This is a genomic window from Geodermatophilus sp. SYSU D01105, from assembly GCF_054050095.1.
The window spans coordinates 85278-111380 of record NZ_JBJGYR010000014.1; the positions used below are offsets into that span (position 1 = coordinate 85278).

General features: G+C 73.9%; 27 protein-coding genes and 1 pseudogene. 17 read left to right on the forward strand and 11 right to left on the reverse strand.

Features of this window, described 5'->3' with window-relative positions:
• Positions 1 to 25 precede the first annotated feature (25 nt).
• The 3 genes from ACI79I_RS14855 (at position 26) to ACI79I_RS14865 (ending at position 3785) form a co-directional block, all read left to right on the forward strand.
• On the forward strand, positions 26 to 1342 hold the full coding sequence (locus ACI79I_RS14855) for an aspartate aminotransferase family protein (protein WP_456993079.1): 1317 nt from the start codon (positions 26 to 28) through the stop codon (positions 1340 to 1342).
• Positions 1343 to 1445: 103 nt separating this feature from the next.
• On the forward strand, positions 1446 to 2927 hold the full coding sequence (locus ACI79I_RS14860; protein ID WP_456993080.1) for an APC family permease: 1482 nt from the start codon (positions 1446 to 1448) through the stop codon (positions 2925 to 2927).
• Positions 2928 to 3014: 87 nt separating this feature from the next.
• The gene (locus ACI79I_RS14865) at positions 3015 to 3785 is read left to right on the forward strand and encodes an SDR family NAD(P)-dependent oxidoreductase (RefSeq protein ID WP_456993081.1); all 771 of its coding nucleotides are present in this window, start codon (positions 3015 to 3017) and stop codon (positions 3783 to 3785) included.
• A 49-nt stretch (positions 3786 to 3834) separates the two neighbouring features.
• On the opposite strand, the gene ACI79I_RS14870 is transcribed toward ACI79I_RS14865, so the two are convergent.
• A complete protein-coding gene (locus tag ACI79I_RS14870; protein WP_456993082.1) occupies positions 3835 to 4821 on the reverse strand; it encodes an ABC transporter substrate-binding protein in 987 nt (328 codons plus the stop codon).
• 291 nt (positions 4822 to 5112) lie between these two features.
• Between ACI79I_RS14870 and ACI79I_RS14875 the strand changes: the two genes are divergently transcribed.
• Positions 5113 to 6129: a zinc-dependent alcohol dehydrogenase gene (locus ACI79I_RS14875; RefSeq protein WP_456993083.1), complete on the forward strand. Its 1017-nt coding sequence runs from the start codon at positions 5113 to 5115 to the stop codon at positions 6127 to 6129.
• A gap of 62 nt (positions 6130 to 6191) precedes the next feature.
• On the opposite strand, the gene ACI79I_RS14880 is transcribed toward ACI79I_RS14875, so the two are convergent.
• The 5 genes from ACI79I_RS14880 to ACI79I_RS14900 form a co-directional block, all read right to left on the reverse strand.
• On the reverse strand, positions 6192 to 7370 hold the full coding sequence (locus tag ACI79I_RS14880; RefSeq protein ID WP_456993084.1) for a 3,4-dihydroxy-2-butanone-4-phosphate synthase: 1179 nt from the start codon (positions 7368 to 7370) through the stop codon (positions 6192 to 6194).
• 165 nt (positions 7371 to 7535) lie between these two features.
• Positions 7536 to 8225, reverse strand: coding sequence for a GntR family transcriptional regulator (locus tag ACI79I_RS14885; RefSeq protein ID WP_456993085.1), 690 nt, complete (start codon positions 8223 to 8225; stop codon positions 7536 to 7538).
• Positions 8226 to 8254: 29 nt separating this feature from the next.
• On the reverse strand, positions 8255 to 8758 hold the full coding sequence (locus ACI79I_RS14890; protein WP_456993086.1) for a flavin reductase family protein: 504 nt from the start codon (positions 8756 to 8758) through the stop codon (positions 8255 to 8257).
• Between the two features lie 32 nt (positions 8759 to 8790).
• Positions 8791 to 9222 (reverse strand): ester cyclase, encoded by a 432-nt coding sequence (locus ACI79I_RS14895; RefSeq protein WP_456993087.1) that lies wholly within the window; start codon positions 9220 to 9222, stop codon positions 8791 to 8793.
• A 46-nt stretch (positions 9223 to 9268) separates the two neighbouring features.
• Positions 9269 to 10966 carry a BCCT family transporter gene (locus ACI79I_RS14900; protein WP_456993088.1) on the reverse strand — a complete coding sequence of 566 codons (1698 nt, stop codon included), beginning with the start codon at positions 10964 to 10966 and terminating at the stop codon, positions 9269 to 9271.
• A gap of 282 nt (positions 10967 to 11248) precedes the next feature.
• On the opposite strand from ACI79I_RS14900, the gene ACI79I_RS14905 reads away from it, so the two are divergent.
• The 8 genes and pseudogenes from ACI79I_RS14905 to ACI79I_RS14940 form a co-directional block, all read left to right on the forward strand.
• Positions 11249 to 11968, forward strand: coding sequence for an amino acid synthesis family protein (locus tag ACI79I_RS14905; protein ID WP_456993089.1), 720 nt, complete (start codon positions 11249 to 11251; stop codon positions 11966 to 11968).
• Between the two features lies 1 nt (position 11969).
• Entirely contained in the window at positions 11970 to 12521 is a 552-nt protein-coding gene (locus ACI79I_RS14910) for an amino acid synthesis family protein (RefSeq protein ID WP_456993090.1), read from the forward strand.
• A gap of 9 nt (positions 12522 to 12530) precedes the next feature.
• On the forward strand, positions 12531 to 13262 hold the full coding sequence (locus tag ACI79I_RS14915) for an alpha/beta fold hydrolase (protein WP_456993091.1): 732 nt from the start codon (positions 12531 to 12533) through the stop codon (positions 13260 to 13262).
• A complete protein-coding gene (locus ACI79I_RS14920; RefSeq protein WP_456993092.1) occupies positions 13255 to 14742 on the forward strand; it encodes an aldehyde dehydrogenase in 1488 nt (495 codons plus the stop codon). Before ACI79I_RS14915 ends, ACI79I_RS14920 begins: the two co-directional genes overlap by 8 nt.
• Positions 14743 to 14744: 2 nt before the next feature.
• Positions 14745 to 14960 (forward strand): 2-hydroxymuconate tautomerase, encoded by a 216-nt coding sequence (locus tag ACI79I_RS14925; protein ID WP_456993093.1) that lies wholly within the window; start codon positions 14745 to 14747, stop codon positions 14958 to 14960.
• A gap of 39 nt (positions 14961 to 14999) precedes the next feature.
• Positions 15000 to 16043, forward strand: coding sequence for an LLM class flavin-dependent oxidoreductase (locus ACI79I_RS14930; RefSeq protein WP_456993094.1), 1044 nt, complete (start codon positions 15000 to 15002; stop codon positions 16041 to 16043).
• Positions 16044 to 16239: 196 nt separating this feature from the next.
• Positions 16240 to 17445: a phosphoglycerate dehydrogenase gene (gene serA / locus ACI79I_RS14935; RefSeq protein WP_456993095.1), complete on the forward strand. Its 1206-nt coding sequence runs from the start codon at positions 16240 to 16242 to the stop codon at positions 17443 to 17445.
• Between the two features lie 173 nt (positions 17446 to 17618).
• Positions 17619 to 17813, forward strand: a pseudogene (locus ACI79I_RS14940) (ABC transporter permease subunit); the annotation flags it as partial.
• 242 nt (positions 17814 to 18055) lie between these two features.
• Here ACI79I_RS14940 and ACI79I_RS14945 read toward each other — a convergent pair.
• From ACI79I_RS14945 to ACI79I_RS14965, 5 genes are all read right to left on the reverse strand, one after another.
• A complete protein-coding gene (locus ACI79I_RS14945; RefSeq protein ID WP_456993096.1) occupies positions 18056 to 18388 on the reverse strand; it encodes a YnfA family protein in 333 nt (110 codons plus the stop codon).
• A 671-nt stretch (positions 18389 to 19059) separates the two neighbouring features.
• Positions 19060 to 19503, reverse strand: a complete 444-nt coding sequence (locus tag ACI79I_RS14950; protein WP_456993097.1) for a DUF5313 family protein — start codon at positions 19501 to 19503, stop codon at positions 19060 to 19062.
• 115 nt (positions 19504 to 19618) lie between these two features.
• Positions 19619 to 20137, reverse strand: coding sequence for a MarR family winged helix-turn-helix transcriptional regulator (locus ACI79I_RS14955; RefSeq protein WP_456993098.1), 519 nt, complete (start codon positions 20135 to 20137; stop codon positions 19619 to 19621).
• Positions 20138 to 20146: 9 nt separating this feature from the next.
• Positions 20147 to 20980 carry a CPBP family glutamic-type intramembrane protease gene (locus ACI79I_RS14960; protein WP_456993099.1) on the reverse strand — a complete coding sequence of 278 codons (834 nt, stop codon included), beginning with the start codon at positions 20978 to 20980 and terminating at the stop codon, positions 20147 to 20149.
• A 166-nt stretch (positions 20981 to 21146) separates the two neighbouring features.
• Positions 21147 to 22331 (reverse strand): acyl-CoA dehydrogenase family protein, encoded by a 1185-nt coding sequence (locus tag ACI79I_RS14965; protein ID WP_456993100.1) that lies wholly within the window; start codon positions 22329 to 22331, stop codon positions 21147 to 21149.
• Between the two features lie 168 nt (positions 22332 to 22499).
• Between ACI79I_RS14965 and ACI79I_RS14970 the strand changes: the two genes are divergently transcribed.
• The 5 genes from ACI79I_RS14970 to ACI79I_RS14990 are packed head-to-tail and all read left to right on the forward strand — an operon-like array spanning position 22500 to position 26074.
• Entirely contained in the window at positions 22500 to 22979 is a 480-nt protein-coding gene (locus ACI79I_RS14970; protein WP_456993101.1) for a DUF2975 domain-containing protein, read from the forward strand.
• A complete protein-coding gene (locus ACI79I_RS14975) occupies positions 22979 to 23224 on the forward strand; it encodes a helix-turn-helix domain-containing protein (RefSeq protein WP_456993102.1) in 246 nt (81 codons plus the stop codon). Before ACI79I_RS14970 ends, ACI79I_RS14975 begins: the two co-directional genes overlap by 1 nt.
• The gene (locus tag ACI79I_RS14980; RefSeq protein WP_456993103.1) at positions 23221 to 24159 is read left to right on the forward strand and encodes an ABC transporter ATP-binding protein; all 939 of its coding nucleotides are present in this window, start codon (positions 23221 to 23223) and stop codon (positions 24157 to 24159) included. The genes ACI79I_RS14975 and ACI79I_RS14980 overlap by 4 nt, the downstream gene beginning before the upstream one ends.
• Positions 24156 to 24953: a hypothetical protein gene (locus tag ACI79I_RS14985; RefSeq protein ID WP_456993104.1), complete on the forward strand. Its 798-nt coding sequence runs from the start codon at positions 24156 to 24158 to the stop codon at positions 24951 to 24953. Before ACI79I_RS14980 ends, ACI79I_RS14985 begins: the two co-directional genes overlap by 4 nt.
• Positions 24950 to 26074 carry an NAD(P)/FAD-dependent oxidoreductase gene (locus ACI79I_RS14990; RefSeq protein WP_456993105.1) on the forward strand — a complete coding sequence of 375 codons (1125 nt, stop codon included), beginning with the start codon at positions 24950 to 24952 and terminating at the stop codon, positions 26072 to 26074. Before ACI79I_RS14985 ends, ACI79I_RS14990 begins: the two co-directional genes overlap by 4 nt.
• Positions 26075 to 26103 lie beyond the last annotated feature (29 nt).

Here is a 26103-nt window from a genome sequence, read left to right on the forward strand (position 1 = left end):
TGCAGTGACCACAGAACGGAACACCATGTCCCACCCCGTAGCACCTCCGGACCCCGACCGACGGGACGCCCTCCTGGCCCGCCGGGCCGCGACCATCGGCCGGCGGTCCCCGCTGTTCTACGACACCCCGCTCGAGTTCGTCCGAGGCGAGGGCGTGTGGCTCTTCGACGCATGGGGGCGCCGCTTCCTCGACGCCTACAACAACGTGCCGCACGTCGGCCACTGCCACCCCCGCGTGGTGGAGGCCCTGTCCCGGCAGGCCGCCGAGCTCAACGTGCACACGAGGTACCTCAACGAGCGGGTCCTGCAGTACGCCGAGGAGCTGCTCGCGACCTTCGGCGCGGAACTGGACCGCGTCTTCTTCGTCAACAGCGGCTCCGAGGCCAACGAGCTGGCCCTGCGTCTCGCCCGGCAGCACACCGGTGCCACCGGCGTCCTCGTGACCGACTTCAGCTACCACGGCAACACGACGTCCCTGGCCGAGCTGACCACCGGCCTGACGGTCGCCGAACCCCTGGGCGCGCACGTCCGGGCGCTGCGGATCCCCGACCTGGACGACCCCGGGACCGACGAGGAGCAGGCCCTGCGTGAGGGCCTGGCCGCGGTCGAGGACGCCATCGCGTCGCTGCAGGAGGCCGGTCACGGCGTCTCGGCGCTGCTCTTCGACCCGCTGTTCACCACGGAGGGGATGCCCCGGGTCCCCGCGGGCTACGTCGAGGGGGTCTGCCGGAGGGTCCAGGCGGCCGGCGGCCTGGTCGTCTGCGACGAGGTGCAGTCGGGGTTCGGCCGGTCCGGGGACGCCCTGTGGGGCCACGAGCTGTTCGACATCACGCCCGACCTCGTGACCCTGGGCAAGCCGATGGGCAACGGGCACCCGATGGGTGGGGTCGTCACCCGCGAGGAGCTGCTCGACGAGTTCGGACGCCGGAACACCTACTTCAACACCTTCGCCGGCAACCCGGTGAGCTCGGCGGTCGGGCTGGCCGTCCTGCACGTCATGCGCGACGAGGGCCTGGTGGGGTCGGCCAAGCGGGTGGGGGCCGTGCTGCGCGACGAGCTGGCCCGTCTGGCCCGGACCAGCGCCGTGGCGGGATCGGTCAAGGGGCGCGGCCTCTACGTGGGGCTCACCTTCGTCGAGCCGGACGACCCCGCCCGGGCGAACGCGTCGGCGGCGCGGGCGGCCGTCGAGGGCATGGTCGCCGAGGGCGTGCTGATCAGCCGCATCGGCCGATCCGACAACGTGCTCAAGATCCGGCCGCCGCTGGTCTTCGGCGACGAGCACGCCGCGCTGCTGCTCGACCGCCTGGCGGCCGTCCTGGACGGCGCCGGCCGGCCCGGGTGAACCCGGTCCGCCCCGGCACCTCGCTCCACCCGCACAGCACCGATCCCAGCACTGGTCCGTCACCCCCCGGGGCGCCGTCGTCCCGTCACGGAAAGGAAGCGGAATGGCCGCGTCCCCCGCCGATCCCGCCTCTCGGCTCGCTCGTGACCAGCTCGGCGTGCCCGGGGTGGTCTTCCTCGTGCTCGCCGCCGTCGCACCCCTGACCGGCGCCATCGTCGTGATGTCGCTGGCCATCGCCCTCGGCAACGGGGGTGGCGTCGTCTTCGCCGTCCTGGCCGTCGCGGTGATCCTGCTGCTGTTCGCCGTCGGGTACGCGCAGATGTCCCGGGTGGTGGTCAACGCCGGCGGCTTCTACGCCTTCGTGGTCAAGGGCCTCGGCCGGCCGAGCGGGCTGGTCGCCGGCTTCATCGCCACGATGGGCTACAACTTCTTCGTCGCCGGCGCCGTGGGCACGGGCGGCTTCTTCACCTCGGTGGTCGTCGCTGACCTGACCGGGTTCGAGGTGCCCTGGTACGTCGCCGGCCTGGTCCTGTTCGTCGCCGCGTTCCTCCTCGCGCGGGGCGGCATCGACATCAGCGCCAAGGTCCTCGGTGTGGCGCTGGTGCTCGAGACGCTCACGCTGCTGGTCTTCTGCGTCTCGGTGCTGGTGCGGACCGGCTTCAGCGTCGACGTCTTCACCCCGGACGTGGTGTTCAGCGGATCGGTCGGTGTCGCCCTGCTCCTGGCCGCCACGGCGTTCCTGGGCTTCGAGGCGACCTCGCTGTTCAGCGAGGAGTCGCGCGACCCGCTGCGCACCATCCCGCGGGCCACCTACGCCGCCATCGTCGTCATCGGCCTGGTCCACGCCCTGACGGTCTGGGCGCTGGTCAGCGCTGCCGGGGTGGAGGACGCGCAGCAGGTCGCCCTCGACCACCTGGCCACCGGTGACCTCGTGTTCGTGCTGTTCGAGGAGTACCTGGGCTCGCCCCTGCTGGTCGTGGCCGAGGTGCTGCTCGTGGTGAGCCTGTTCGCCGCGCTCCTGGCCTTCCACAACATGGCCGCTCGCTACCTGTACTCCCTCGGCCGGGTGCGGATCCTCCCGGCCGGGCTCTCCACCACCCGGGCCAACGGCGTCCCGCAGAACGCGCTGGTGGCCAACGCGGTCTTCGCGTTCGTGGTCGCCGGTCTCTTCGCGGTCCTGGGACTGGACCCGATCACGACCCTGGTGCCGGTCATGATCGGGTTCGGCACGCTGTGCGTCCTCGTGCTGCAGCTGTTGGCGTCCTTCTCCATCGTCGTGCACTTCCGCCGTCGTCGTGACCCGCGTTGGCTGACGACGTTCGTGGCACCGGGCCTCGGTTTCCTGGGCCTGCTGGCGATCTGTGTCATGGCGATCGACAACTTCCCCCTGCTGGCCGGGTCCGACGCGCTCTACGTGCGGCTCCTGCCGTGGCTGCTGGTCGTCGCGCTGGTCGGCGGCCTGGGCTACGCGGCGTCCCTGCGCCGGCGCCGTCCGGAGGTCTACGAGCTGCTCGAGACCGACCTCGAGCGGTTCCAGCCCGCTCCGGTGCCCGCCCGGACGCAGACCTCGTCGGCCCAGCAGTAGAAGCGGGCGCCCCTGCCGCCCGGCCCTGCGCAGGTCCGGGCGGCAGCCGGCCCCACTGCCACCCACCGTGATCGGGAGGAGAACAGCATGGTCAGTCTCGGGTTCGAGGGCAGCAGGGTGCTCGTCACCGGGGGGACGTCGGGCATCGGGCTCGCCGTCGCCGAGGCCTTCCTCGAGGAGGGCGCGGCGGTGGGCATCATCGGTCGCAGCGTCGACCGGCTCTCCGCCGCTCTCGACCGGCTCCGGTCGGCGCACCCGGACGCCACGGTCGTCGGAGCGGCGGGGGACGTGGGGGACGAGGACTCGCTGCGTGCGGCGGTCGAGGAGGTCGCCGGGCACCTCGACGGCCTGGACCACGTGGTCAGCAGCGCCGGCATCGCGGGCACGCTCGGGGACGCCGTCGACCAGGTGCCGGCCGACGAGTTCCTCGAGGTCCAGAAGGTCAACGTCGTCGGCCCGTTCCTGCTCGCGAAGACGGCGTTGCCGTACCTGAAGTCCGGTACCCATCCGACGTGCACGCTGATCGGCAGCGACTCCGGGTTCGTCGCCGTCCCGGGGATGCTCGCCTACAACGCGTCGAAGGGCGCCGTCGCGCAGCTGACCCGAGCGCTGTCGGTCGAGCTGCACGAACCGTTCGGGATCCGGGTCAACAGCGTCTGCCCGTCCATCGTCGACACGCCCATGGCGCGGGACGGCATGGGCATGGAGTCGTTCGCGGACGTCGGTTACCCGGTCAGTGCCCCCGAGGACATCGCCTGGCTCGTGCTGAGCCTCGCGTCGCCCCGGTCGGTGGCGGTCAACGGGGTCTCCCTGCTCGCCGACCACGGGTACCACGCGCGGTCGTCGTTCCCCGCCTGACCGACGACGGGGGCGGGCCCACGGCATCTGTCGTGGGCCCGCCGGCGCGTCAGTCGACGACCATCGTCCGGACGTCGAACTCCTCGCTGATGATCCCGTACTCGAGCATGAGGTCCGACATCTCCTGCAGCTGGGCGACGTCCACCTCGGCGTCCCAGGCCGGCAGGGCGACCTGCTGCACCGTCTCGGCCGGCACCTGGGTGTAGGTGGGCACGAGCTCCACCAGCCGTTCCCGGTTGTCGGTGAGCTCCTCCATCGATGCCGTCATCGCCCGGCGGAAGGCCTCGACGACCTCGGGGTTCTCCTGCGCGTACTGCTCGGTGGTCAGCCACCCGGCGACCGGCATGCCCTCCACCGGGCCGCTGAACAGCGGGAACAGCACGCGCGCGCCGCTGGCCTTGGCCGCGGCCTGGAACGGCTCGACCTGCCAGATGGCGTCGACGTCCCCGGCGTCGAGGGCCGGGGCCATGTCCGGCAGGGGCAGCTCGACGAACTGGATGGTCGAGATGTCCACCCCCGCGTCCTCCAGCACGGCGTTGACGGCGACGGTGCCGACGTTCTGCAGGTTGTTGACGGCGATCCGGGCGCCGGCGAGGTCCGCGGGGGACTGGTACGGCGAGTCGGGCGCCACCATGATCGCGTGGTCGTCGGCGCCCACGTCGTTGCCGGCGATGACCCGGATCGGCAGGCCCTGCTGGGCCGCCAGCAGCGCCGAGGTGTAGTTGCCGTAGGTGATGTCGTACTCGCCGGCGACGAGGGAGGGGATCGCCTGGGCGCCCCCGGAGGTCTGCTCCAGCGTGACGTCGAGGCCGGCGTCGTCGAAGGCGCCGGTCTCCTCCGCCTGGACCGCCGTCGCCGTGTGCACCAGCGGGAAGTAGCCCACCGTCACCGCGGTGGGGGAGTCCCCGCCTGCGGCGCCGCCCGCCTCGTCGTCGCCGCCGCACGCGGCCACCGCGAGGGCGGCCACGCAGCCGACCGCGAGCCCGGGGAGCCAGCGCCCGGCCCCCCGCGTGCGTCCCTCAGCCGACGCGCTCATCGACATCTCCCTCCCGGCTCCCGTCGCCCGGTCCACCCCGGGAGCGGACCGGCGGTCGGTGGGAGCCGCTCTCCGGGGTCCGGGCCGGGCTCAGGATGCACCCGCGCGCGTGCGCGCGGCGTGGTCGTGGCGTCCGGACGGCGACCCGGCACCATTCCAGGCCATGAGCGTCGACCCGCCACCCGGCCTGCACTGCCCGTCCCCGGTCCTCCCGTCCGGGCCGGGCGGCGGCCCCGTCGGCAGCGGCTCCCCTCGGCAGCACGTCCGAGCGTCGCGATGAGCGCGGCCACGATGCGCGCCTCCGTCCTGACCGGGCCCGGCGAGAGCGTGGTGCAGGAGGTGCCGGTCCCGGTGGCCGTGCCGGGGGAGGTGGTGGTCGAGGTCGAGCGGGTCGGCCTCTGCGGCACCGACGCGGAGTTCTGGACCGGGGAGATGACCTACCTGCACTCGGGGCACGCCGCCTACCCCGTGCGCCTCGGGCACGAGTGGTGTGGCCGTGTCACGGCCGTCGGGGAGGGCGTGGACGCGGCCTGGGTGGGCCGGCGGGTCATGGGCGACACGATGCTCGGGGACGGCACCTGTCGTCGCTGCCGTCGGGGGCACCAGCACGTCTGCGAGCACCGGCAGGAGGTCGGGATCCGCGGCGGGCGGCCCGGCGCGCTGGCCGAGCAGATCGCCGTGCCGGCCTGGTCGCTGCACGCCCTGCCCGACTCGGTGGACCCGGCGCTGGGGGCGCTCGTCGAGCCCGGGGGCAACGCCCTGCGCGCCGCCCGGGCGGCCGGAGCGGGACCCGGCGACCGCGCGCTGGTCCTGGGGCCCGGGTCGATCGGCCTGCTGGTCGCCATGTTCCTGCGCGCCGCCGGGGCCGAGGTGCACCTGATGGGGGTCGATCCGGCGTCGCTGGCCTTCGCCCGCACGCTCGGCTTCGCACACACCTGGACCGCGGAGACCCTGCCGCACCTGCCGTTCGACGCCGTCGTCGACGCCTCCACCGCCGCCGGCCTCCCGGCCCTGGCCCTCGACCGGGTCGAACCGGGCGGCCGCGTCGTCTACATCGGCCTGGCGAGCGCCCCGAGCACCGTGGACACGCGGGCCCTGGTCCTCGGGGACGTCACGGCCATCGGGATCCTCTCCGCCTCACCGGGCCTGGAGGCCACCATCGCCGCCTACGCCGCCGGGGAGGTCGACCCGCGGCCGCTGGTGGCGGCCACCGTGGGCCTGGACCGGGTCGGGGCCGTGCTCGCCGGCGAGCGGCCGGAGGGGGCCGGGCCCGGTCCCAAGGTCCACGTCGACCCACGACTCCCGTGAGGGGAGCCGGCAGGACGCCGAGGCGTCGTCCTCGTCACCAGCCGGCGGACGTCGCGCCGGGCTCACCGACCCGGCGCCGCGCACCCCCGGGCGACGAGGTCGTCCAGCAGCCGGGCGTCGCGCACCCCCAGGTCGCGCAGGATCTGGGCCGCGACGCCGCGGTCGCGGGCTGGGCCGTCGGCCACGCCTGCCCGGCGGCCGCCGGGGTCCGGCTGCCAGGGGAGGAGGTCCCGGAGCGGGCCCGCACCCCCCGGACCGCTGCGGAGGTAGACCACGACCCCGCGGCCCACGTCCGCGACGTGGCCCAGCGCGGACCGGAGGTGCGCGCCGCAGCCGCAGGAGGACGAGCCCAGCGTGTCGCCCACGAGGCACTCGCGGTGCACGTGCACCGCGACGTCGTCGCCGCCGACGTCCCCGTGGACCAGCGCCAGGTGCTCGGCGCCATCGACGCGGCTGCGGTAGCCGACGGCCGTGAAGCCGCCGGCGGGCAGCGGCAGGGTCGCCTGCGCGCCCCGCTCGACGAGCGCCTCGAACCGCATGCGGTACGCGACCAGGTCGCTGATGGAGACCAGGCACAGACCGTGCGCCCGGGCGAAGGCGTCCAGCTCCGGGCCGCGGGCCATCCTCGTGGGATCGCTGGTGCTGACCAGCGCGCAGAGCGCGCCGGAGGGCTGCAGCCCGGCGAGGCCGGCGAGGTCGGCCGCGGCCTCCGCGCGACCGGGGGAAGCGAGCAGGCCGCCCGCCCCGACCCGCAGCGGGACGACGTGGCCCGGACGCACCAGGTCCGACGGGACCGTGTCCGGGCTCGCCAGCAGCCGGATGGTCCTCGCCCGGTCGGTGGCCGAGATGCCGGTGCCGCCTCCGGCGCCGTCCACCGCCACGCACTGCGCCGCCCCCGGACGTCCGCGGTCGGACCCGACCATGAGCGGGAGGTCGAGCCGGTCGGCGTCGTCCTCGGGCACGGCGACGCAGACGAAGCCCGCCGTGTGCCGGACCACGAACGACACCACCTCGGGGGTGGCCAGGTCGGAGGCGACCACGAGGTCACCCCCGTCCGCACCGTCGACGAGGACCACCGGGCGGCCGGCGGCGACGTCGGACAGCGCCGCGCGCACCCGCTCGATCGGGTCGCGCTGTCCCGGGCGGGGGGTGCGGGCGGCGAGCGGGTCGGCACCGCAGGGCCGCTCGCCGCGCACCACCGGCCCCGGCGTCACCGGTGCCACGCCTGCGTGTGCCGTCATCGTGTCCACGTCTGCTCCCGGTGGGGGACGAGTCGGTCGGTCATGGCCGTGCTCCAGGGGATCGGGAGGGCGCCGGGGCGGACGTCGGCCCGGCGGGGGTGGACCCGTCGATCGAGCGGTCGGGGTGGGGGGGCGGCGGGCCTGCGCCGGTCCGCGCCGCTCAGCTCACCGCAGGGTCGGCAGACCCGCGAGCACCGCCTGCCGACTGGCCCGGACGTGCTCCCGCATGACCCGCTCGGCGCTGTCACCGTCCTTGGCCGTGATCAGCTCGACCACCCGGTGGTGCTCCTGGTCGGACTGGGCGGGGCGACCGGGCTGGCTCAGCGAGGTGGTGACCAGACGGGAGTAGGCGAGCTGGTTCATGAGGATCCGGTAGTGGGCCTCGAGCTTGGTGTTGTCCGCGCCGACGATCAGGAGGTCGTGGAACTCCTGCACCAGCTGGGCGTAGCGGACCTTGTCGTCCCGCGCGACCGCGGCGTCCTCCTCGCGGAGGTTCTCCTCGAGACGGTCGAGCTCGGGCACGCGTCCCCGCTGGGCCAGGAGCCGCGCCGCCGCACCCTCGAGCAGCTCCTTCATCTCGAACAGCTCGGTGATCTCGCGGCGGGACGGCGTGGTCACGAAGGTCCCGACGCGGGGACGGATCTCGACCAGCCCCTCGGTCTGCAACTGCTTGAGCGCCTCGCGGACGGGGGTGCGGCTGACGCCGAACTCCTCCGCGAGCGTGAGCTCCGAGAGGTTGACGTCGGCCCCGATCTCGCCGTTGATGATGCGTCGTCGCATCTCGGCGATCACCCGGCCCTGCATGTTCAGGCCGGTGCCGTTGCCGTTGCCGTTGCTCGTCAGCCCCTGGCTCATGAGTTCCCTTCCCCGCCCGACTGTCCTCGTCATCCCAGTGGGGTCAGCTCTCCGCTGTCGAAGAACCGTCCCGCGGAGTACACCATCGGGTTGCGTTCGGTGACCGTCGCCTCGACCACGCGGCAGATGAACACCGTGTGGGTGCTCGCCTGCAGCCGCTCGCGGATCTGCACCTCCATCTGCGCGCTGCTGCGGTCGAGGAAGGGGCTCCCGAAGGGGCCGGGCCGCCAGTCGAGCCCGGCGAACTTGTCGGCCGACTTCGTCGCGAAGCGCTGCACGACGTCGAGCTGGTCGGTCGACAGGATGTTGATGGCGAGGTGGTCGGCCCGGAACAGGCAGTCGTGCGTGGAGGAGGTGCGCTGCACGCAGACCATCACCGTCGGGGGCTCGAGGGAGACGCTGGCGAACGCGTTGACCGCCAGCCCCTTCGGGACGTCGCCGTCCATCGCGGTCACCACGGTGACACCGGTGACGAAGCGCCGGTTCACCTGCTTCATCAGGTCGGGCTCCAGGGCCGTGGGCGTGCCGGTCATGGGGAGGTCTCCTCTCGTGCTCGCCGGGCCCATCAGCCGTCCTGCCCGACGGTGATGATGCCCAGCGCGGACAGCAGGGCGCGGGGGTCCCAGGTGACGAACTCCTCGACGACCCGGTCGCCGTCGAAGCGGGCGAAGGTCGCGCCGCTGACCTCGACCTGACGGTGGGTCGGCGGCACCCCGAGGAACGGGCGGTCGTGGCGTCCCGAGCTGTGCCAGCGCACCGCGGCACGGTCGCCGTCGACGAGGATCTCGTCGATCGTCGTGGTCAGGTCCGGGAAGGCCGCGCGGGTGGCGGTGATGGACGCCTTGAACCCGGGCAGGTCCAGACCCTCCTCGGCGGCGGAGGTGCGCCGCCGGTAGGCGGGGCTGAGCACCTCGTCCAGGGCGTCGACGTCCCCGTGGTCCCAGGCTGCGGCCCAGGCGTCCGCGATCAGCTTCCGGCGGGTGTCCGCGTCGGACATGGTGGTCTCCTCTCGGGGGTGTCGTGCGGGGGAGTGGCGGAGCCGCTCAGTCCTCGCGGTGTCCCTCGGTCCGCGACTCGGGCGCGGCCTCCGCCGTCCCGGCGCCCGAGCGGGGGTGCGGGACGGGGGCAGAGGCGGCGGCGAGGGCTGCCGCGGCCGCGCGCCGGTCGTTGGTGAGCTCCTTCCAGAAGGCCACCGCCAGGCCGGCGATGATGACCAGGAACGGCGCCGAGGTCACGATGACCGTGTTCTGCAGGGCGTTGAGTCCGCCGCCCAGCATCAGGACGATCGCGGTGACGCCGGTGAGGGTCCCCCAGAGGACGAGCACCGAGCGCCGCGGGTTCAGCGACCCGCCCGAGGTCAGCATGCTGAGGACGTAGGTGTTCGCGTCCGCCCCGGAGACGAAGAACATCACCACGAGGATGATCGCGACGACCGAGGTCACGGTGGCCAGCGGGAAGTGGTCGAGCGTCGCGAAGAACGCGCTGTTGATGTCCGCCGTCGTCTGCGCGGCGATGTCGCCGCCCTCGAACATGTCGACGTGGATGGCGGTCCCGCCGAAGACGGTGAACCAGGTGAAGAACACGACGCTGGGGACGACGAGCACGCCGGTGATGAAGCCGCGGATGGTCCGCCCCCGGGAGATCCGGGCCAGGAAGACCCCGACGAAGGCCCCCCAGGAGACCCACCAGGCCATCATGAAGTAGGTCCACCACTGCATCCACTCCAGCCCGCCGAAGGCGGTGCCCTGCAGGCTCATGCGGAAGAAGTCGGTGAGCCACATGCCGATGGACTCGACGTAGAGGTTGGCGACGAAGACCGCCGGGCCGACCACCAGGATGAAGACGAACAGCGCGATGGCCAGCGCGGCGCTGCCCTGGCTGAGGTACTTGATGCCCTTGCTGACGCCGGTCACGGCCGAGAGCGTGAAGACCGCGGTCACCGCCGCGATGATCAGCACCTGGGTCACCGAGGTGACCGGGACGCCGAACAGCGAGCCGAGGCCGTTGTTCACCTGGAGCGCGCCCAGGCCCAGGGACGTCGTCGTGCCGAAGAGCGTGGCGAACACGGCGAGGACGTCGATCGCCTTGCCGATGGGGCCGTTGACCCGGTCACCGAGCAGCGGGACGAACAGCTGGCTGACCAGCGTGCGGCGGCCCTTGCGGTAGGTGCTGTAGGCGATCGCGAGACCGAAGACGGCGAAGATCGCCCACGCCTGCAGACCCCAGTCGAAGTAGGAGTACTGCAGCGCCCGGATGGCGGCCTCCGGCGTCCCCGGCTGCGCGAGGTCGTGCGGCGGCGCGGCGAAGTGCGAGATCGGCTCGGCGACGCCGTAGGAGATCAGGCCGATCCCCATGACCGCACTGAGGATCATCGCGAACCAGGCGGGGGTGGAGAACTCGGGGCGGTCGGTGTCCTTGCCCAGGCGCACGTCGCCGGCGGGGCTGAAGGCCAGGAAGACGAGGAACACGAGCAGTCCCAGCGTCACCACCAGGTAGGTCCACCCGAAGGTCGACGTCAGCCAGTTCAGCGAGGACGTCGTGACCGTGGCCAGGTTGTCGGTGAACAGCGCCCCCCACGCCACGAAGACCGCGGAGATCCCGACCGAGGTCCAGAAGACCGAGCCGAGCCTCCCCTTGTCGGCGGGGTCGGGCTGGCCGTCGACCGGCATCGTGGAGAGGTCCGGCTCAGGCGCGGGGGCGGACACGTGCTGGGGCACGCGCTCCCCGAGGTGACTGGACATGGGGCTCCTTGGGTGCGGGAACGACGCCTCGTCAGCCGTCCCTGGTATGCCAGCAGACGTTAGAGCGGTCACATCTTGCATGTCAATGGTCCGTCGGCGCGTCATCGGGGCCGGCCCGGGCCCGGCCATGGCGGCGAGCCCGTCGTTGCGGGGAAACCGCAGGTTGGCGGGCTAGCCGGCCATTCTCTGCACCGGGTGTGTCCGGCTCGTTGCCGCACCGTTCCGCGCGGGAGTCAGGGGCGCTCTTGACCCGTGGTACACCAGCGGCCTACCGTCTCTGGCATGCAAGAAGCCGTCAGCGGCGGGGTGGCCACCATCGGCCCCCGGCGCCGCGAGCACCACCTCCCGGGGGCGCCCGTCGTCCCCGACCCTCCCGTGGAGGCGGCCGAGGACCGGGCGGGCAGCCTGGTCCGCGCCGGCATCCGGAAGGTCGTGCTCTACCGCGAGACCGTCCTGTCCGAGAACGGCCGCGAGCCGGCCCGGCCGGCGCAGCGCGCCACGGCTGCCGCCGTCCTGGCCAACCCCTGGGTCGGCACCGGCCCGGACACCGACCTGTCCCCGGAGGTGGCCGAGATCGCCCCGGTGCTCGCCCGGGTGCTGACCGACCGGCTGATCGCGGCCCTCGGTGGGGTCGACCGGATCGAGGCCTTCGGCAAGGCCGCCGTGGTCGGGACCGCCGGGGAGGTCGAGCACGCCGGGGCGCTCATCCACACGCCGTACTTCGGCAACCTGGTGCGCGACTTCCTCGAGGGCGAGTCGATCATCTGCTTCGCCGACACCCGCGCCGACGCGGGGGAGGCGCTGGTCGTGCCCATGTGGCACAAGACGCACGCGGCGACCCGCAGTCACTACCAGACCGTGACCGCCCGCGTGCCCGACGCCCCGCGGGCCGACGAGCTGGTGGTCATCGCGGCCGCCTCCACTGGTCCCCGCCCGCACGCCCGCATCGGGGACCGCGCCACCGACCCCGTCGTCACCGCCGAGAACCTGGGAGTCCGCTGACATGAAGGTGCGCAAGATCGTGACCGTCGTCGAGGAGGTCTGCGCCGAGGGCGGCCGTGAGGTCACCCCCGCGGCTCGGGTCGCCGTCGTCGCCGCCGTCATCGAGAACCCCTGGGCCGGCCAGGGCTTCGTCGAGGACCTCCAGCCCGGCATCGAGCAGAACGCCTCCGCGCTGGGTGCCCTGCTGGCACCGCAGGTGCTGGAGGCCCTGGGCGCGCCGGCCGAGGCCTACGGCAAGGCGGGCATCGTCGGGCTCGACGGGGAGATCGAGCACGGGTCCGCGCTGATCCACACCCTGAAGTTCGGGGACCACTTCCGGAAGGCGGCCAACGCCACCACGCTGCTGCCGGCGGTCGAGAAGCGCGGCCCCGCGGGGGTCGTCTTCGACATCCCCCTCAAGCACGTCACCGACGCCACCATCCGGTCGCACCACCAGACGATCGAGGTCCGGATCGCCGACGCGCCCCACCCGGGCGAGCTCGTGGTCGCCCTCGCCGCCGCCGCACAGGGCCGGCCGCAGCAGCGCCTGGCCGCCCTGTCGACCGAGCAGTGAGCCGCGGCCATGCCCGAGCCCACGATGGTCCTGCTGCACGGGGTGGGTCTGGACTCCACCATGTGGGCGCCGGTCAGGGCCCTGCTGCCGGACGACGTCGAGGTCCTGGCGCCGGACCTGCCCGGGCACGGTCGGCAACGACCGGCTCCGGACGGCGTCACGCTCGCTGACCTCGCCGACGAGGTCGCCGCCTCGGTGCCGCCCGGTTCGCACCTGGTCGGCTTCTCCCTGGGCGCGCTGGTGGCCCAGCACCTGGCGCGCCACCGCCCCGACCTGGTGGCCACGCTGACCTCCGTGAGCTCGGTGTGCCGGCGCACGGAGGCGGAGCGGGCCGCCGTCCTGAGCCGCCTGGCCACCGCCGCCGCGGACTTCCCCGCCAGCGTGACGGCCTCCCTGCAGCGCTGGTACGCCGGGACCTCCGTGGACGCGGAGACGGTGCGCCGGACCGAGACGACGCTGCTGGCCAACGACGTCCCGTCCTACCTGGCCTGCTACCGGGTGTTCGCCACCGGCGACGCCGAGATCGCCCCCGAGCTGCCGCGGATCACGGTGCCCGCGCTCGCCGTCACCGGCGAGCACGACCCCGGGTCCACCCCCGAGATGACCGCCCGGCTGGCCGCCGCGATCCCGGACTGCCGGGCCGTCGTCGTCCCCGGCGCACGCCACATGCTCCCCGTCGAGCGCCCGCAGGACCTGGTCACCTGCCTGACCACCTTCATCGGAGAGAGGGCTCATGTCTGACCTCAAGCAGTACGAGCACCACATCGGTGGCGAGTGGGTGGCCCCCTCCGCCGGCGAGTACTTCGAGAGCACCAACCCCGCCACCCGCACGCCCCTGTACACCGCGGCGCGCGGTGACGCCGCCGACGTGGCGCGGGCGGTCCACGCCGCCCGGGCGACGTTCGAGGACCCCCGCTGGCGGGACCTCAGCCAGACCCGGCGCGGCCACCTGCTGCGCCGGCTCGGGGACCTGATCGGGGAGCACGCCGACGAGCTGGCGCGGATGGAGACCGAGGACAACGGCAAGCTGCTGCGCGAGATGCGGGCGCAGCTGGCCACCCTCCCGGAGTACTACTGGTACTACGCCGGCCTGGCCGACAAGATCCAGGGCGACGTCATCCCGACCTCGGACCGGCGGGTCCTGAACTACACCACCCGCGAGCCGCTGGGCGTCGTCGGTGCGATCACCCCGTGGAACTCGCCGCTGACCCTGACCACCAGCAAACTGGCCCCCGCGCTGTGCGCCGGCAACACCGTCGTGGTCAAGCCGTCGGAGTACACCTCGGCGACCGTGCTCAGGCTCGCCGAGCTCGTCGTCGAGGCGGGCTTCCCGCCCGGTGCGGTCAACGTGGTGACCGGCTTCGGTCCGGAGGCGGGCCAGGCACTGGTCGACCACCCCGACCTCGCCAAGATCTCGTTCACCGGCAGCACCGGCACCGGGGCGCGGATCGCCGCGAGCACGGCGTCACGCTTCGTCGGCTCCACCCTGGAGCTGGGCGGGAAGTCGCCCAACATCGTCTTCGAGGACGCCAACGTCTCGAACGCGGCGATGGGCGTCGTGGCCGGCATCTTCGCCGCGGCCGGGCAGACGTGCATCGCCGGCAGCCGGGTCTTCGCGCACCGGGCGGTCTACGACGAGCTGCTCGAGCGCGTCACCGAGCGGGCGCGCAGCATCCGGATCGGCGACCCGCTCGAGGACACCACCGAGCTCGGTCCGCTGGCCTTCGCCGACCAGCGGGACAAGGTCGCCGGGTACGTGGACCTGGGCCGCAGCGAGGGCGCCCGGGTCCTGACCGGAGGGCGTCCCACGGACGGCGGCCTCGGTGGCTGGTTCTACGAGCCGACCGTGCTGGTCGACGTGGACAACTCCATGCGGGTCGTCCGCGAGGAGATCTTCGGCCCGGTGGCGGCGGTCATGCCGTTCGAGAGCGAGGACGAGGTCGTCCGCCTGGCCAACGACACCGAGTACGGGCTCGCGGCCGGGGTCTGGACCTCGGACCTGTCCCGGGCGCACCGGATGGCCTCGCGCCTGGAGGCCGGGACCATCTGGGTCAACACCTACCGGGCCATGTCCCCGATGTCGCCGCGCCAGGGCTTCAAGAACAGCGGCGTCGGCGTCGAGCACGGGACCGAGACGATCAGGGAGTACACCCGGCTCAAGAGCGTCTGGGTCAACACCAGCGAGGAGCCGGTGGCCGACCCGTTCGTCATGCGGAGCTGACGGTGCCGTTGATCGAGGTGACGCTGGGCGCCGGCCGGAGCCCCGACCAGGTCCGCGCCCTGATCCACGAGGTGCACGAGGCCGTGGCGCGGACCGTGGGCGCCCGGTCGGACCACATCCGGGTGATCGTCCGCGAGGTCCCGCGCGACCACTGGGCCACCGGCGACGTGACCCTCAGCGAGATGGACGCCGCGGCGCGGTCCTCACCGTCGCCCTGAGCACCGCCCGGACCACCCACCAGGAGACGAGGAGTCGAAGTGAAGTTCTCTCTGTTCGTGCACATGGAGCGCTGGGACGAGCAGGTCAGTCACCGGCAGCTGTTCGAGGACCTGACCGAGCTGACCCTGATGGCCGAGGCCGGTGGCTTCAGCACGGTCTGGATCGGCGAGCACCACTCGATGGAGTACACGATCTCCCCGAGTCCGATGCCGCAGCTGGCCTACCTGGCCGCGCGGACGTCGACCATCCGGCTGGGGGCGGGCACGATCATCGCCCCCTTCTGGAACCCGATCCGGGTCGCCGGCGAGTGCGCCCTGCTCGACGTGATCAGCAACGGACGGATGGAGGTGGGCCTGGCCCGCGGCGCCTACCAGTTCGAGTTCGACCGGATGGCCGGCGGCATCCCCGCCTCCGGTGGCGGTGCGCACCTGCGCGAGCTCGTGCCGGCGGTGCGGCAGCTGTGGCAGGGCGACTACGCCCACGACGGCGAGATCTGGCAGTTCCCCACGTCGACCAGCGTGCCCAAGCCGGTCCAGCAGCCGATGCCGCCGATGTGGGTCGCGGCGCGCGACCCCGACTCGCACGACTTCGCCGTCCGGACCGGCTGCAACGTCATGGTCACCCCGTTGATGAAGGGCGACGAGGAGGTGCTCGACCTGACGCGGAAGTTCGAGAAGGCCGTGGCCAACCACCCCGAGGTCCCTCGCCCGCAGCTGATGGTCCTGCGCCACACCCACGTCCACCCCGCCGACGAGCCCGAGGGCTGGCGGCCGGCCGCGGAGGCGATCTCGCGCTTCTACCGGACCTTCGACGCCTGGTTCGGCAACAAGACCGCGCCGGTCAACGGCTTCCTGGACCCCAGCCCCGAGGAGAAGTTCCAGGGGCGGCCGGAGTTCGAGCTCGAGTCCCTCCACCGGACGGCGATGATCGGGACCCCGGACGAGGTCATCGAGCGCATCCGCCACTACCAGGAGCTCGGCGTCGACGAGTTCAGCTTCTGGTGCGACAACAGCCTGCCGCACGAGGAGAAGAGGAAGTCCCTCGCGCTGTTCATCGAGCAGGTCGTGCCCGCCTTCGCCTGACGGGCACGCACCCGGTCGACCCGACGACCTCCGGGACCGGGGTGGTCCGCCCACCCCGGTCCCGGAGGTCGTCCGCCGTCCCGGCACGGACCCCCGCCGTCCCGGGGGCGCTGGTCGCCCTGCCGCCCCCGGCGGGCGCTCCCGCCGGTGCTGGGAGGATCGGCGGCACCACGCTTCTCGAGGGGGACTGCCCGACATGCCCAGAGCTCTGCTGCTGGAGAACATCGACCCGGTGGCCGTGGAGCTGCTGTCCTCGGCGGGCTACGAGGTGGAGTCGCTGCGGGGAGCGCTGGACGAGGCCGACCTGGTCGCCGCGCTCGACGGCGTCGACCTGCTGGGCATCCGGTCGAAGACGCAGGTGACCGAGGCGGTCGTGGTGGGCCACCCGGGGTTGACGGCGGTCGGCGCGTTCTGCATCGGCACCAACCAGATCGACCTGGCCGCGGCGGCCGGTGCCGGGGTGGCGGTGTTCAACGCGCCGTACTCCAACACCCGCAGCGTCGTGGAGCTGGCGATCGCCGAGATCATCAGCCTGGCCCGGCGGCTGAGCGACCGGGACCGCGCCCTGCACGCCGGGGTCTGGGACAAGTCGGCCAAGGGCAGCCACGAGATCCGCGGGCGGACGCTGGGCATCGTCGGGTACGGCAACATCGGCAGCCAGCTGTCGGTGCTGGCCGAGGCGCTGGGCATGCGGGTGCTGTTCTACGACCTGGAGGACAAGCTCGCGCTGGGCAACGCGCAGGCCTGCGGCAGCCTGGAGGAGCTCCTGGAGCGCGCCGAGACGGTGACGCTGCACGTCGACGGGCGGGCCGGCAACGCGGGGCTGTTCGGCGCCGAGCAGTTCGCCCGGATGCGCCGGCGCAGCCTGTTCCTCAACCTCTCCCGCGGCTTCGTCGTCGACCACGAGGCGCTGCGCGACCACATCGAGAGCGGCCACATCGCCGGCGCGGCGGTCGACGTCTTCCCTGACGAGCCCCGCGAGCAGGGCGACCCGTTCGACTCGGTGCTGCGCGGGCTGCCCAACGTGATCCTCACCCCGCACGTCGGCGGGTCCACCCAGGAGGCCCAGTACGACATCGGGCGGTTCGTCGCCGGCAAGCTGGCCGACTACAGCCGCACCGGGACGACGACGCTGAGCGTCAACCTGCCCGCGGTGGCGCTGCACGGGTCGTCCGCGGCCCGGTTCGCCCTGCTGCACCGCAACGTGCCCGGCGTCCTGGCCGGGGTCGACGCGCTGGTCGGCGAGCACGGGCTCAACGTGGACGGCCAGGTGCTGGCCACCCGCGGTGAGCTCGGCTACGTGGTCACCGACGTCAACGGCGACCTGCCCCCGGCCCTGCTCGCCGCGCTCCGGGCGCTGCCCGAGACCGTCCGCCTCACCACCTTCCCCGCGCGTTCCTGAGGGCGGCTCCCCGCGCGGGGGCCGCACCGCCGGAGGCCGAACAGTTCCCTCGGGGACGACTGCAGTGCTCTGAGCGACCACTGCGCCTGCGCCCGGTCTGGTGTGGTCCTCGCCCTGACAGTGGCGGGCCCTGACCGGTGGTGGCGGCCCGCCGTGTGGCGGCGGGAGGCGGCGTGAACGTCCTGATCGAGGTCCTGCTGTCGGGCCTCACCCAGTTCGGGCTGTACGCGCTGCTCGCGCTGTCGCTGGCCCTGGTCTTCGGGGTCAGCCGGATCGTCGACCTGGCCGTCGGGGACCTCGCGGCGATCGGCGCCTACGCCATGATCGCCACCGCCGCGCTGCCGTTCTGGCTGCGCGTCGCGGTCGGCCTGGTCGTGGTCACCCCGCTGCTGTACCTCCTCGAGCGCGGCCGGCTCGGCCGCATCACCGACGGCCTGGCCGGGATGCTGGTCACCCGGGGCATCGGCATCGCCATCCGGCAGGTCTTCGAGGTGGTCTACGGCGCCACCCCCCGCTCGGTGCAGGCCCCCGTCGACGGGTCGCTGTCGGTGCTGGGCACGACCTACCCGTGCGGCCGGGCGCTCCGACGACGGTGCCGCCGGCCGGATCCCTACGACCGGGGCGCGTACATGATCACGGCGACGCCGATCAGGCAGATCACGGCGCCGGTGAGGTCCCACCGGTCCGGACGGAAGCCGTCCACGAGCACGCCCCAGGCCAGCGACCCGGCGACGAACACCCCGCCGTAGGCGGCGAGGATGCGCCCGAAGTGCGCGTCGGGCTGCAGGGTCGCGACGAACCCGTAGACCCCGAGCGCGATGACGCCCAGTCCCGCCCACACCCAGCCCCGCTGCTCGCGCACCCCCTGCCAGACCAGCCACGCGCCGCCGATCTCCGCCAGCGCGGCGAGGGCGAACAGCAGCAGGGAGCGGGCGACGGTCATGGCGGCGATGCTGCCAACACGGCCGCGCCGGCAGCGCCGGGGAGGGGCAGACCGGGCGCGGGTCGGCGGACGGTCGTCGGCGTCCGCCGCCTCCGCCGGTCCACGACGCCCCCTCGGCGCCTGCGTCGCCTCGCGCGCGGTCGCCGGACCCGTGCCGCTGCTGCGCCGGCACCGTGGGTCCGGGGCGGGAGGTAATCGTTCAGCAAAGTGTCCCGGCGTCCGTTCCGGTCGTCTCCGGGGCTGCCTACCGTCCCCGACCGTGGCCTTCCCCGTCACCCCCGCCGTCGAGGCGATCCGCCCCCCGCGCTCGCTCGAGCGCCGGGGGTGGGGCGACCCCGCCCGGTCCGGTGCGGTGGTGGGGAGGTCCGCCGGGCGTCGCCAACAGGCCGACGCCCGATCCGCTGACCACTCGCACGGGCGCGTGCAGCGCCGTCGTGACGACCGGACCGACCGGTGCAGCGCATCGGTCGGCCGTCGTTCCCACCAAGGAGATCGGAGGGGGAATGGACCTGCTGTTGGTGGCCGTGATCGTCGTCGTGGGCCTGGTGGTCCTGCTGGGCCTCATGCTCTGGGTGACCGAGAAGCGCCGCTGAGACCGCGGCAGCGGGCGCGTCCGCGATCGGCACCGTTCCCGTCCGGGGCGGTGCCGATCGGCGTCCGGGGCCGGCGGGTCAGCGACCCGTGCGGTCGCGGTAGCGGGCGGCGCGCCTGGCGTTGGCGGCCCGGCGCCGCTCGCTGTCCCGCAGGTCGCGCTGGTGGGCGGCGCGCTCGCGGTGGGCGGTGGCCGTGCCGGCCGGGTAGCCGGCCTTGACGACCCGGTTCTCCGTGGTCTCGGGCATGTAGGCCAGCGAGTAGATGAGCCCGAGGAAGACCCCGCCGCCGGCCACCGCCGCCCGCAGCCCCAGCGGGGCGGGCAGGAAGACCATGATCAGCGCGATCGGGATCGACATCTGGACGAGCATGCGGGCCACGTGCCGCAGGCCCCAGGTGCCGGTGGTGGTGTCGAACAGCACCCAGCCGCGGTGGCGAGCGGGTAGTCCGCCACCGAAGGCGTACCACAGCCAGCGGTGCGGAGCGGGCCGGATGACCGGCTCGGTCGGATCGTGCTCTGCCATGACGCTCGTGTGCTCCTGCCCCGGCGACGGTTCCGCGTCCATCGTCCCGCAGATCGCTGGGACGCCAACGGTTGGGGTGCCAAATGTCAGCAGCCTCACAGCCGGCGGCCAGCGGTCAGGCGACCGTGGCCTCCGGCCCGGCGCCGTCGGCGGTGGCGCGGTGGTCCAGGGCCTGCTGGGACGCGGCGATCACCTGGGTGAGCGCCTCGTGCAGGCTCATCAGCTGCTCGACCGGCATGCCCAGGCGCTCGACGATGCCCGCGGGGATCTGCTCCGCTCGCTCGCGCAGCGCCGCGCCCTCGTCGGTCAGCGCCAGTGCCAGGTTGCGCTGGTCCCTGGGATCCCGTTCCCGGCGCAGCAGACCGGCCGCCTCCAGCCGCTTGAGCAGGGGCGAGAGCGTGCCCGGGTCCAGCTGCAGCAGGCCGGAGAGCGCCTTGACCGACAACGTCCCGTGCTGCCACAGCGCCAGCATCACCAGGTACTGCGGGTGGGTCAGGCCCAGTGGCTCCAGCACCGGTCGGTAGACGGCGACCACGTTGCGAGCGGCCACCGAGAGGGCGAAGCACACCTGCCGGTCCAGGGCGAGCACGTCTCCTGACCCGGGCGGGACCGGGGGTGTGTGGCTGGTCGTCACCGGTCCAGCCTAGGGCCGGTGGTGGCCCAAGCGTTGGGCCGCCAACCGTCGCACCACGCCCCGGACGCGCGCGGTGCGGTGCTGCCCGGCGAGCGCGGCGGCGACGGTCAGGACGAGGGTGACGGGTGCGGGGTCGAGGTCGGCGCCGCCTCCGGGCAGTGCCGCGGTGGCGAGGTTGAGGGCGGCGTGCAGGGCGACCGCGAGGGGCACGCAGCGGCCGGAGCGGGCGTGGACCTCGACGACGAGGACCCGGGCGGCCACCGTCGCCAGGCACTGCCAGGCGATCCACCCGGTGTCCCGGCCGGCCTGCAGGTAGGGCACCAGGTGCCAGGCCGCCCAGGGGGCACCGAGGAGGAGCCCGGTGCCGGCAGTGCCCAGGCGGGGGAGCAGCCGGTCGGTCAGGTACGCCGTCCAGCCGACCTCCTCGGCCAGCGCCGCGGCCAGGTAGGCCAGGGCGAGGACGGGCACGGCGGCCGGCGCCACCGGCGACGGCGGGAGCGGCCACCCGTGGTCGAGCAGCGCCGCGAGCAGGACGAGCGCCGGGACGACGGGCACGGCGGCGGCGGACCGGCCGGCGTGCCGCGCGGCGGGGACGTCGACCGATCGGCGCCACAGCGTCGCGACCTCCGCGCGGCCGCCCTCGGCGGCCGCGAGCGCCGTCGCGACCAGCGCGGGGCAGACGACCGCGAGCGCGCTCGCCGGCAGGAGCAGCCCCAGCCCGGTCAGCCGCACCTCACCGAGCAGCCACCAGAACGGCAGGGACGACAGGACGAGTGCGCCGACGAACGCCGACAGTGCACCGCCTGCCGGCCACGCCGTCCGGGCGCACCTGCGGCGGGTCACTCGAGGCCTCGCACGTGGTCATGGTCTCCCGGCCGGAGGTGGTGACCGACGTGATCGGCACGGCGCTCGGGGTCGTCGCCGCGGCAGTGGCGGTCCCCGGGCCCCCGCGGCCCCAGGAGGCAGAGACGACCGCGCCGGCAGGAGGGCGGCCCCCGAGCGGACGTGCTCAGTAGGACCGGGGGAGCCCGAGCACCTTGGTGGCGACGAAGGCCTTGACCAGGTTGTTGTTGACCGGGGCCACCTGGTAGATGCGGGTCTCGCGGAACTTCCGCTCGACGTCGTACCGGTCGACGAACCCGTTGCCGCCGTGGGTGTCCAGCGCCGCGTTGCCGGCGGCCCAGCTGGCCTCGGAGGCCAGGTGCTTGGCCATGTTGGCCTCGGCGCCGCACGGCTCGCCCGCGTCGAACAGCCGGGCCGCCTCGTACCGCATGAGGTCGGCGGCGCGCACCTCCATGTACGCGTCGGCGAGGGGGAAGGCGACGCCCTGGTTCGCGCCGATCGGGCGGCCGAACACCCGCCGCTCGGTGGCGTAGGCGACGGCCCGCTCGACGAACCAGTAGCCGTCGCCGATGGCCTCGGCGGCGAGCAGGATGCGCTCGGCGTTCCAGCCGTCGACGACGTGGCGGAAGCCGGCGCCGACCTCGCCGACGACGTGGTCGGCCGGGACGCGCACGCCCCGGTAGGAGACCTCGTTGGTGGCGTAGTTGAACATCGTGCGCACCGGCACGACCTCGAGGGCGTCGGGCTGCTCGGCGCGCACCCGCCGCAGGTCGACGAGGAAGAGGGTCAGCCCGCGGGTCCGGTCGGCGGCCTTCTCGCTGGTGCGGGCGAGGACGAGCGCGAGGTCGGACTGCTCGATGCGGCTGGTCCAGTTCTTGTGCCCGGTGAGGACGTAGTCGTCCCCGTCGCGGGTGGCGGTGGTGGCGATGCTCGTCGTGTCCGACCCGGCGTCGGCCTCCGTGATCGAGAAGGCCTGCAGTCGCAGCTCGCCCGTCGCGATGAGCGGCAGGTAGGTGGCCTTGAGCTCGTCGCTGCCGTGCCGCAGGAGGGCGCCCATCGTGTACATCTGGGCGTGGCAGGCGGCCGAGTGCCCGCCGGACCGGTTGACCTCCTCCATGACCACCGAGGCCTGGGTCAGGCCCAGGCCGGCGCCCCCGTACTCGGGAGGGATCAGGACGGCGAGCAGTCCGGACGCGGTCAGGGTGTCGACGAACTCCTGCGGATAGCGGCGGTCCCGGTCGGTCTCGCGCCAGTACTCGTCGGGGAACCGCGCGCACAGCGCGCGGGTGGCGGCACGGAGGCCGGCCAGGTCGGTCGCCGTCCCGCCGTCCACGGAGCCGGTGTCGCGCATCGTCGGTCCTCCTCGGGTCGCGGGTCCCAGCCTGGCCGGAGGACCCGCTCCGGGCGAGGCGAGCGCCGCCCCGCGGTGACCGGGTTGTGCGGTGTGACCGGATCGGCGGCTGTCGTTCGTCAACATCCATCGATTGACTTTCGATAGATAGCGAGCGAAGGTCGACGCATGGTCACCGAGCGCCGGGCCGTCGCCCTCCTCCGCGTCTTCCTCGTCGTGCTGTTCGGGGTCCTGGTGTTCTTCCAGGTCGTGTCGCTGCCCGGGCAGTTCGCGCACATGGCCGAGGAGTCGCCGGACCTCGCCCACCTGAGGTGGCCGCTGACGGCGGTGTCGGTGTTCTGGGTGCTGTGCGTGCAGGTGGTGGTCGTGTCCACCTGGAAGCTGCTGACGCTGGTCGAGCAGGACCGCATCTTCAGCGAGGCCTCCATGGGCTGGGTGGACGCCATCGTGCGGGCCATCGTCGCGGCGGGCGTGGTGCTCTTCGGCGTGGACCTCTACGTCGCCGTCCACGCCGACGACCCCGGCCTGCCACTCGTGCTGTTCCTGCTGTCGATCGGGGTGGCCGTCCTCGGCCTGCTCATGGTCGTGATGCGGGCGCTGCTGCGCCGGGCCACGACGCTGCGGACCGACATGGAAGCGGTCATCTGATGCCCATCGTCGTGCGCATCGACGTCGAGCTGGCCAAGCGCAAGATGAGCGTGGGGGAGTTCGCCGAGCGGGTGGGGCTCACGCCGGCGAACGTGGCGGTGCTCAAGAACGGCCGGGCCAAGGCCGTCCGCTTCAGCACGCTGGAAGCGATGTGCCGGGTGCTCGACTGCCAGCCCGGCGACCTGCTCGAGTGGGTCCCCGACGACCAGGACGCCCCGCAGGCCGTCTCCGAGGCCCACCGGTGATCGAGGTCCGCGGGCTGACCAAGCGCTACGGCGACGTCCTGGCCGTCGACGACCTGAGCTTCGACGTCGCGCCGGGGAAGGTCACCGGCTTCCTCGGGCCGAACGGCGCCGGGAAGTCGACCACGATGCGGATGGTGCTGGGCCTGGACCGGCCCACCTCGGGGGAGGCGCTCGTCAACGGCCGGCCGTTCGCGACGCTCGCCGAGCCGCTGCGCGAGGTCGGCGCGCTGCTCGACCCGGGCGCGGTGCACCCCGGCCGCACCGGCCGCGACCACCTGCGCGTGGCCGCCCGGGCCAACGGACTGCCGGAGCGCCGCGTGGACGAGGTGATCGAGCAGGTCGGCCTCGACGGCGCGGCCCGCCGCCGGATCAGGGGCTACTCGCTGGGCATGCGCCAGCGGCTCGGCATCGCGGCGGCGCTGCTCGCCGACCCCCGGGTGCTGCTGTTCGACGAGCCGGTGAACGGGCTCGACCTCGACGGCGTCCGCTGGATCCGCGCGCTGCTGCGCCGGCTCGCCGGCGAGGGGCGCACCGTCCTGGTGTCCAGCCACCTGCTCAGCGAGATGCAGCAGACCGCCGACCGGCTGGTCGTCATCGGCCGGGGCCGGCTGATCGCCGACGCCGCGACGGAGGACATCCTGCGCGGGCTCGGGTCCCGCCAGGTGCGCGTGCGCAGCCCGCGGGCGGACGAGCTGGCCGCCCGGCTGCGGGAGCACGGCTCCTCGGTCCGGCGCGTCGACGCCGACGAGCTGCTGGTCGAGGACGGCACCGCCGGAGCGGTGGGAGAGCTCGCCAACGCCTGCTCCATCCCGCTGCACCACCTCGCCGAGGTCGAGCAGTCCCTCGAGCGGGCCTACCTGGAGCTGACCGGCACGAGCGGGGAGTTCGCCGTCGGCTCCGAGCGACGCGCCGGGACGACGGAGGCGGCACGGTGACGGCCTCCACGACCACGCCCGGCACGGGCGGGATCCGCGCCGGGCGCCTGTTCGCCCGCACCTGCGCCGCCGAGTGGACGCGGCTGTGGACGGTGCAGGCCACCTGGTGGTTCGTGGCGGCGGCGGCCGTGGCGTTCGTGGGCCTGGCTGCCGTCGCCGGCTTCGACGCGGCCGGGGACCCGGTGCCGCCGCAGGGCGAGCCGGCGTGGTCGGCGGTGACCGTCTTCGCCATGCCGGCGCAGTTCGCGATCCTCGGGCTCGCGCTCACCGCGGTCACGGCCGACCACGCCACCGGCGGGATCGTCCCGACCCTGCAGTGGACGCCGCGTCGCACGGTCCTCTTCCTCGCGCGCACGGGGGTGGCGGTGGCCGTGGCCACGGTCCTCTCCGCGCTGCTGGCGCTGGCCGCCGCCCTGGCGGCCTCCGCCGCGGCCCACCCGGGGCTCACCCTCCCCGTCGACGAGGGCCTCGACGCGCTCGGCACCGTCGCGTTCGTCATCGCGGCCGGCACCGCGCTGGCGGCCGGGCTGGGCTTCCTGCTGCGCAACACGGCGGGCGGCCTGGTCACGGTCTTCCTCCTGGTGCTGGTCCTCCCGCTGTTCCTGCCGCAGTTCGGCCACGCGTGGCTGGCCGCGCTCGCCCGGGTGCTGCCCGGGTCCGGCGCGGCGCACCTGCTGCTCGGGGAGGTGCCGGGCATGACGGTCGTGTCGTCGGTCACGGTCCTGCTCGCCTGGGCCGGCGGCGCGCTGCTGCTCGGCTGGGCCCGGCTGACCCGCGACGACGCGAACCGGTGAGCACCGCGGAGAGCGTCGACGTGCTGGTCGTCGGGGCCGGGCTGGCCGGGCTGCACACGGCCACCCGACTGGCCGAGCGCGGTCACGACGTGCTGCTCGTCGAACGGCGACCCACCCTCACCGGCGCCGTCCGCACCACGGGGATCTTCGTCCGGAAGACGCTCGACGACTTCCCCCTGCCGCCCGGGTGCCTGGGGCCGCCGATCCGGCGCGTCGTCCTGTACCCACCAGGGCTGCGGCGCCCGGTCACCCTGGACAGTGCGCGCGACGAGTACCGGGTGGGGGACATGGCGCCGCTCTACGCAGCGGCGGCGCGCGCCGCGACCGCCGCCGGCGTGCGGATGGCGTTGGGCACCCGCTGCGCCGGTCGCCGGGACGGCACCGTCCTGCTGGCCGGTCCGGAGGGACCGACCCGGGTGCGGGCGCGGTTCGTCGTCGGCGCCGACGGGGCCCGCTCGCGGGTCGCCCGGGACCTCGGCCTGGACCGCAACACCTCCCTGCTGGTCGGCGGCGAGGAGGTGTTCGAGGTCCCGCCCGGCGAGCAGCCCCCCGCCTTCCACTGCGTGCTCGACCCCTCGCTGGCACCCGGCTACCTGGCGTGGGTCGTCAACGACGGGCGGCACGCCCACGTGGGGGTGGCCGGGTACGCCGACCGCTTCCCCGACGGGCTGCGCCGGGCCGTCGAGCGCTTCGGCGCCCGCGCGCCCGGACTGCCCGGCGTCGTGCGGCCCGAGCGGGTGGAGCGGCGGGGCGGCCCGATCCCCGTGGGCGGCCTGCTGCGCCGGATCAGCTGCGCCGACGGCCTGCTCGTCGGGGATGCGGCCGGTGCGGTGTCCCCCCTCACCGCCGGTGGTCTCGACCCCTGCCTGCGGCTGTCGGAGCACGCCGCCGACGTCCTCGACGACGCCCTGCGGGCCGGCCGGCCCGACCTGCTGGCCCGCTACGACGGCGCCGCGCTGCGGGCCTCCTTCCGGGGACGGCTGCTGCTGCGGCGGGGGCTGGCCCAGGTGCGCACGCCCGCCGCGGCCGCCGCGGTGTTCCCGCTGCTGCGCACGCGCCTGGGGCGGGCCGCGGCCCGCCGCGTCCTCTTCGGCGACCGCTCGTTCCCCACCCCGCGGTGACGCGCGAGGGCCCGCCACCGGCTGGTGAC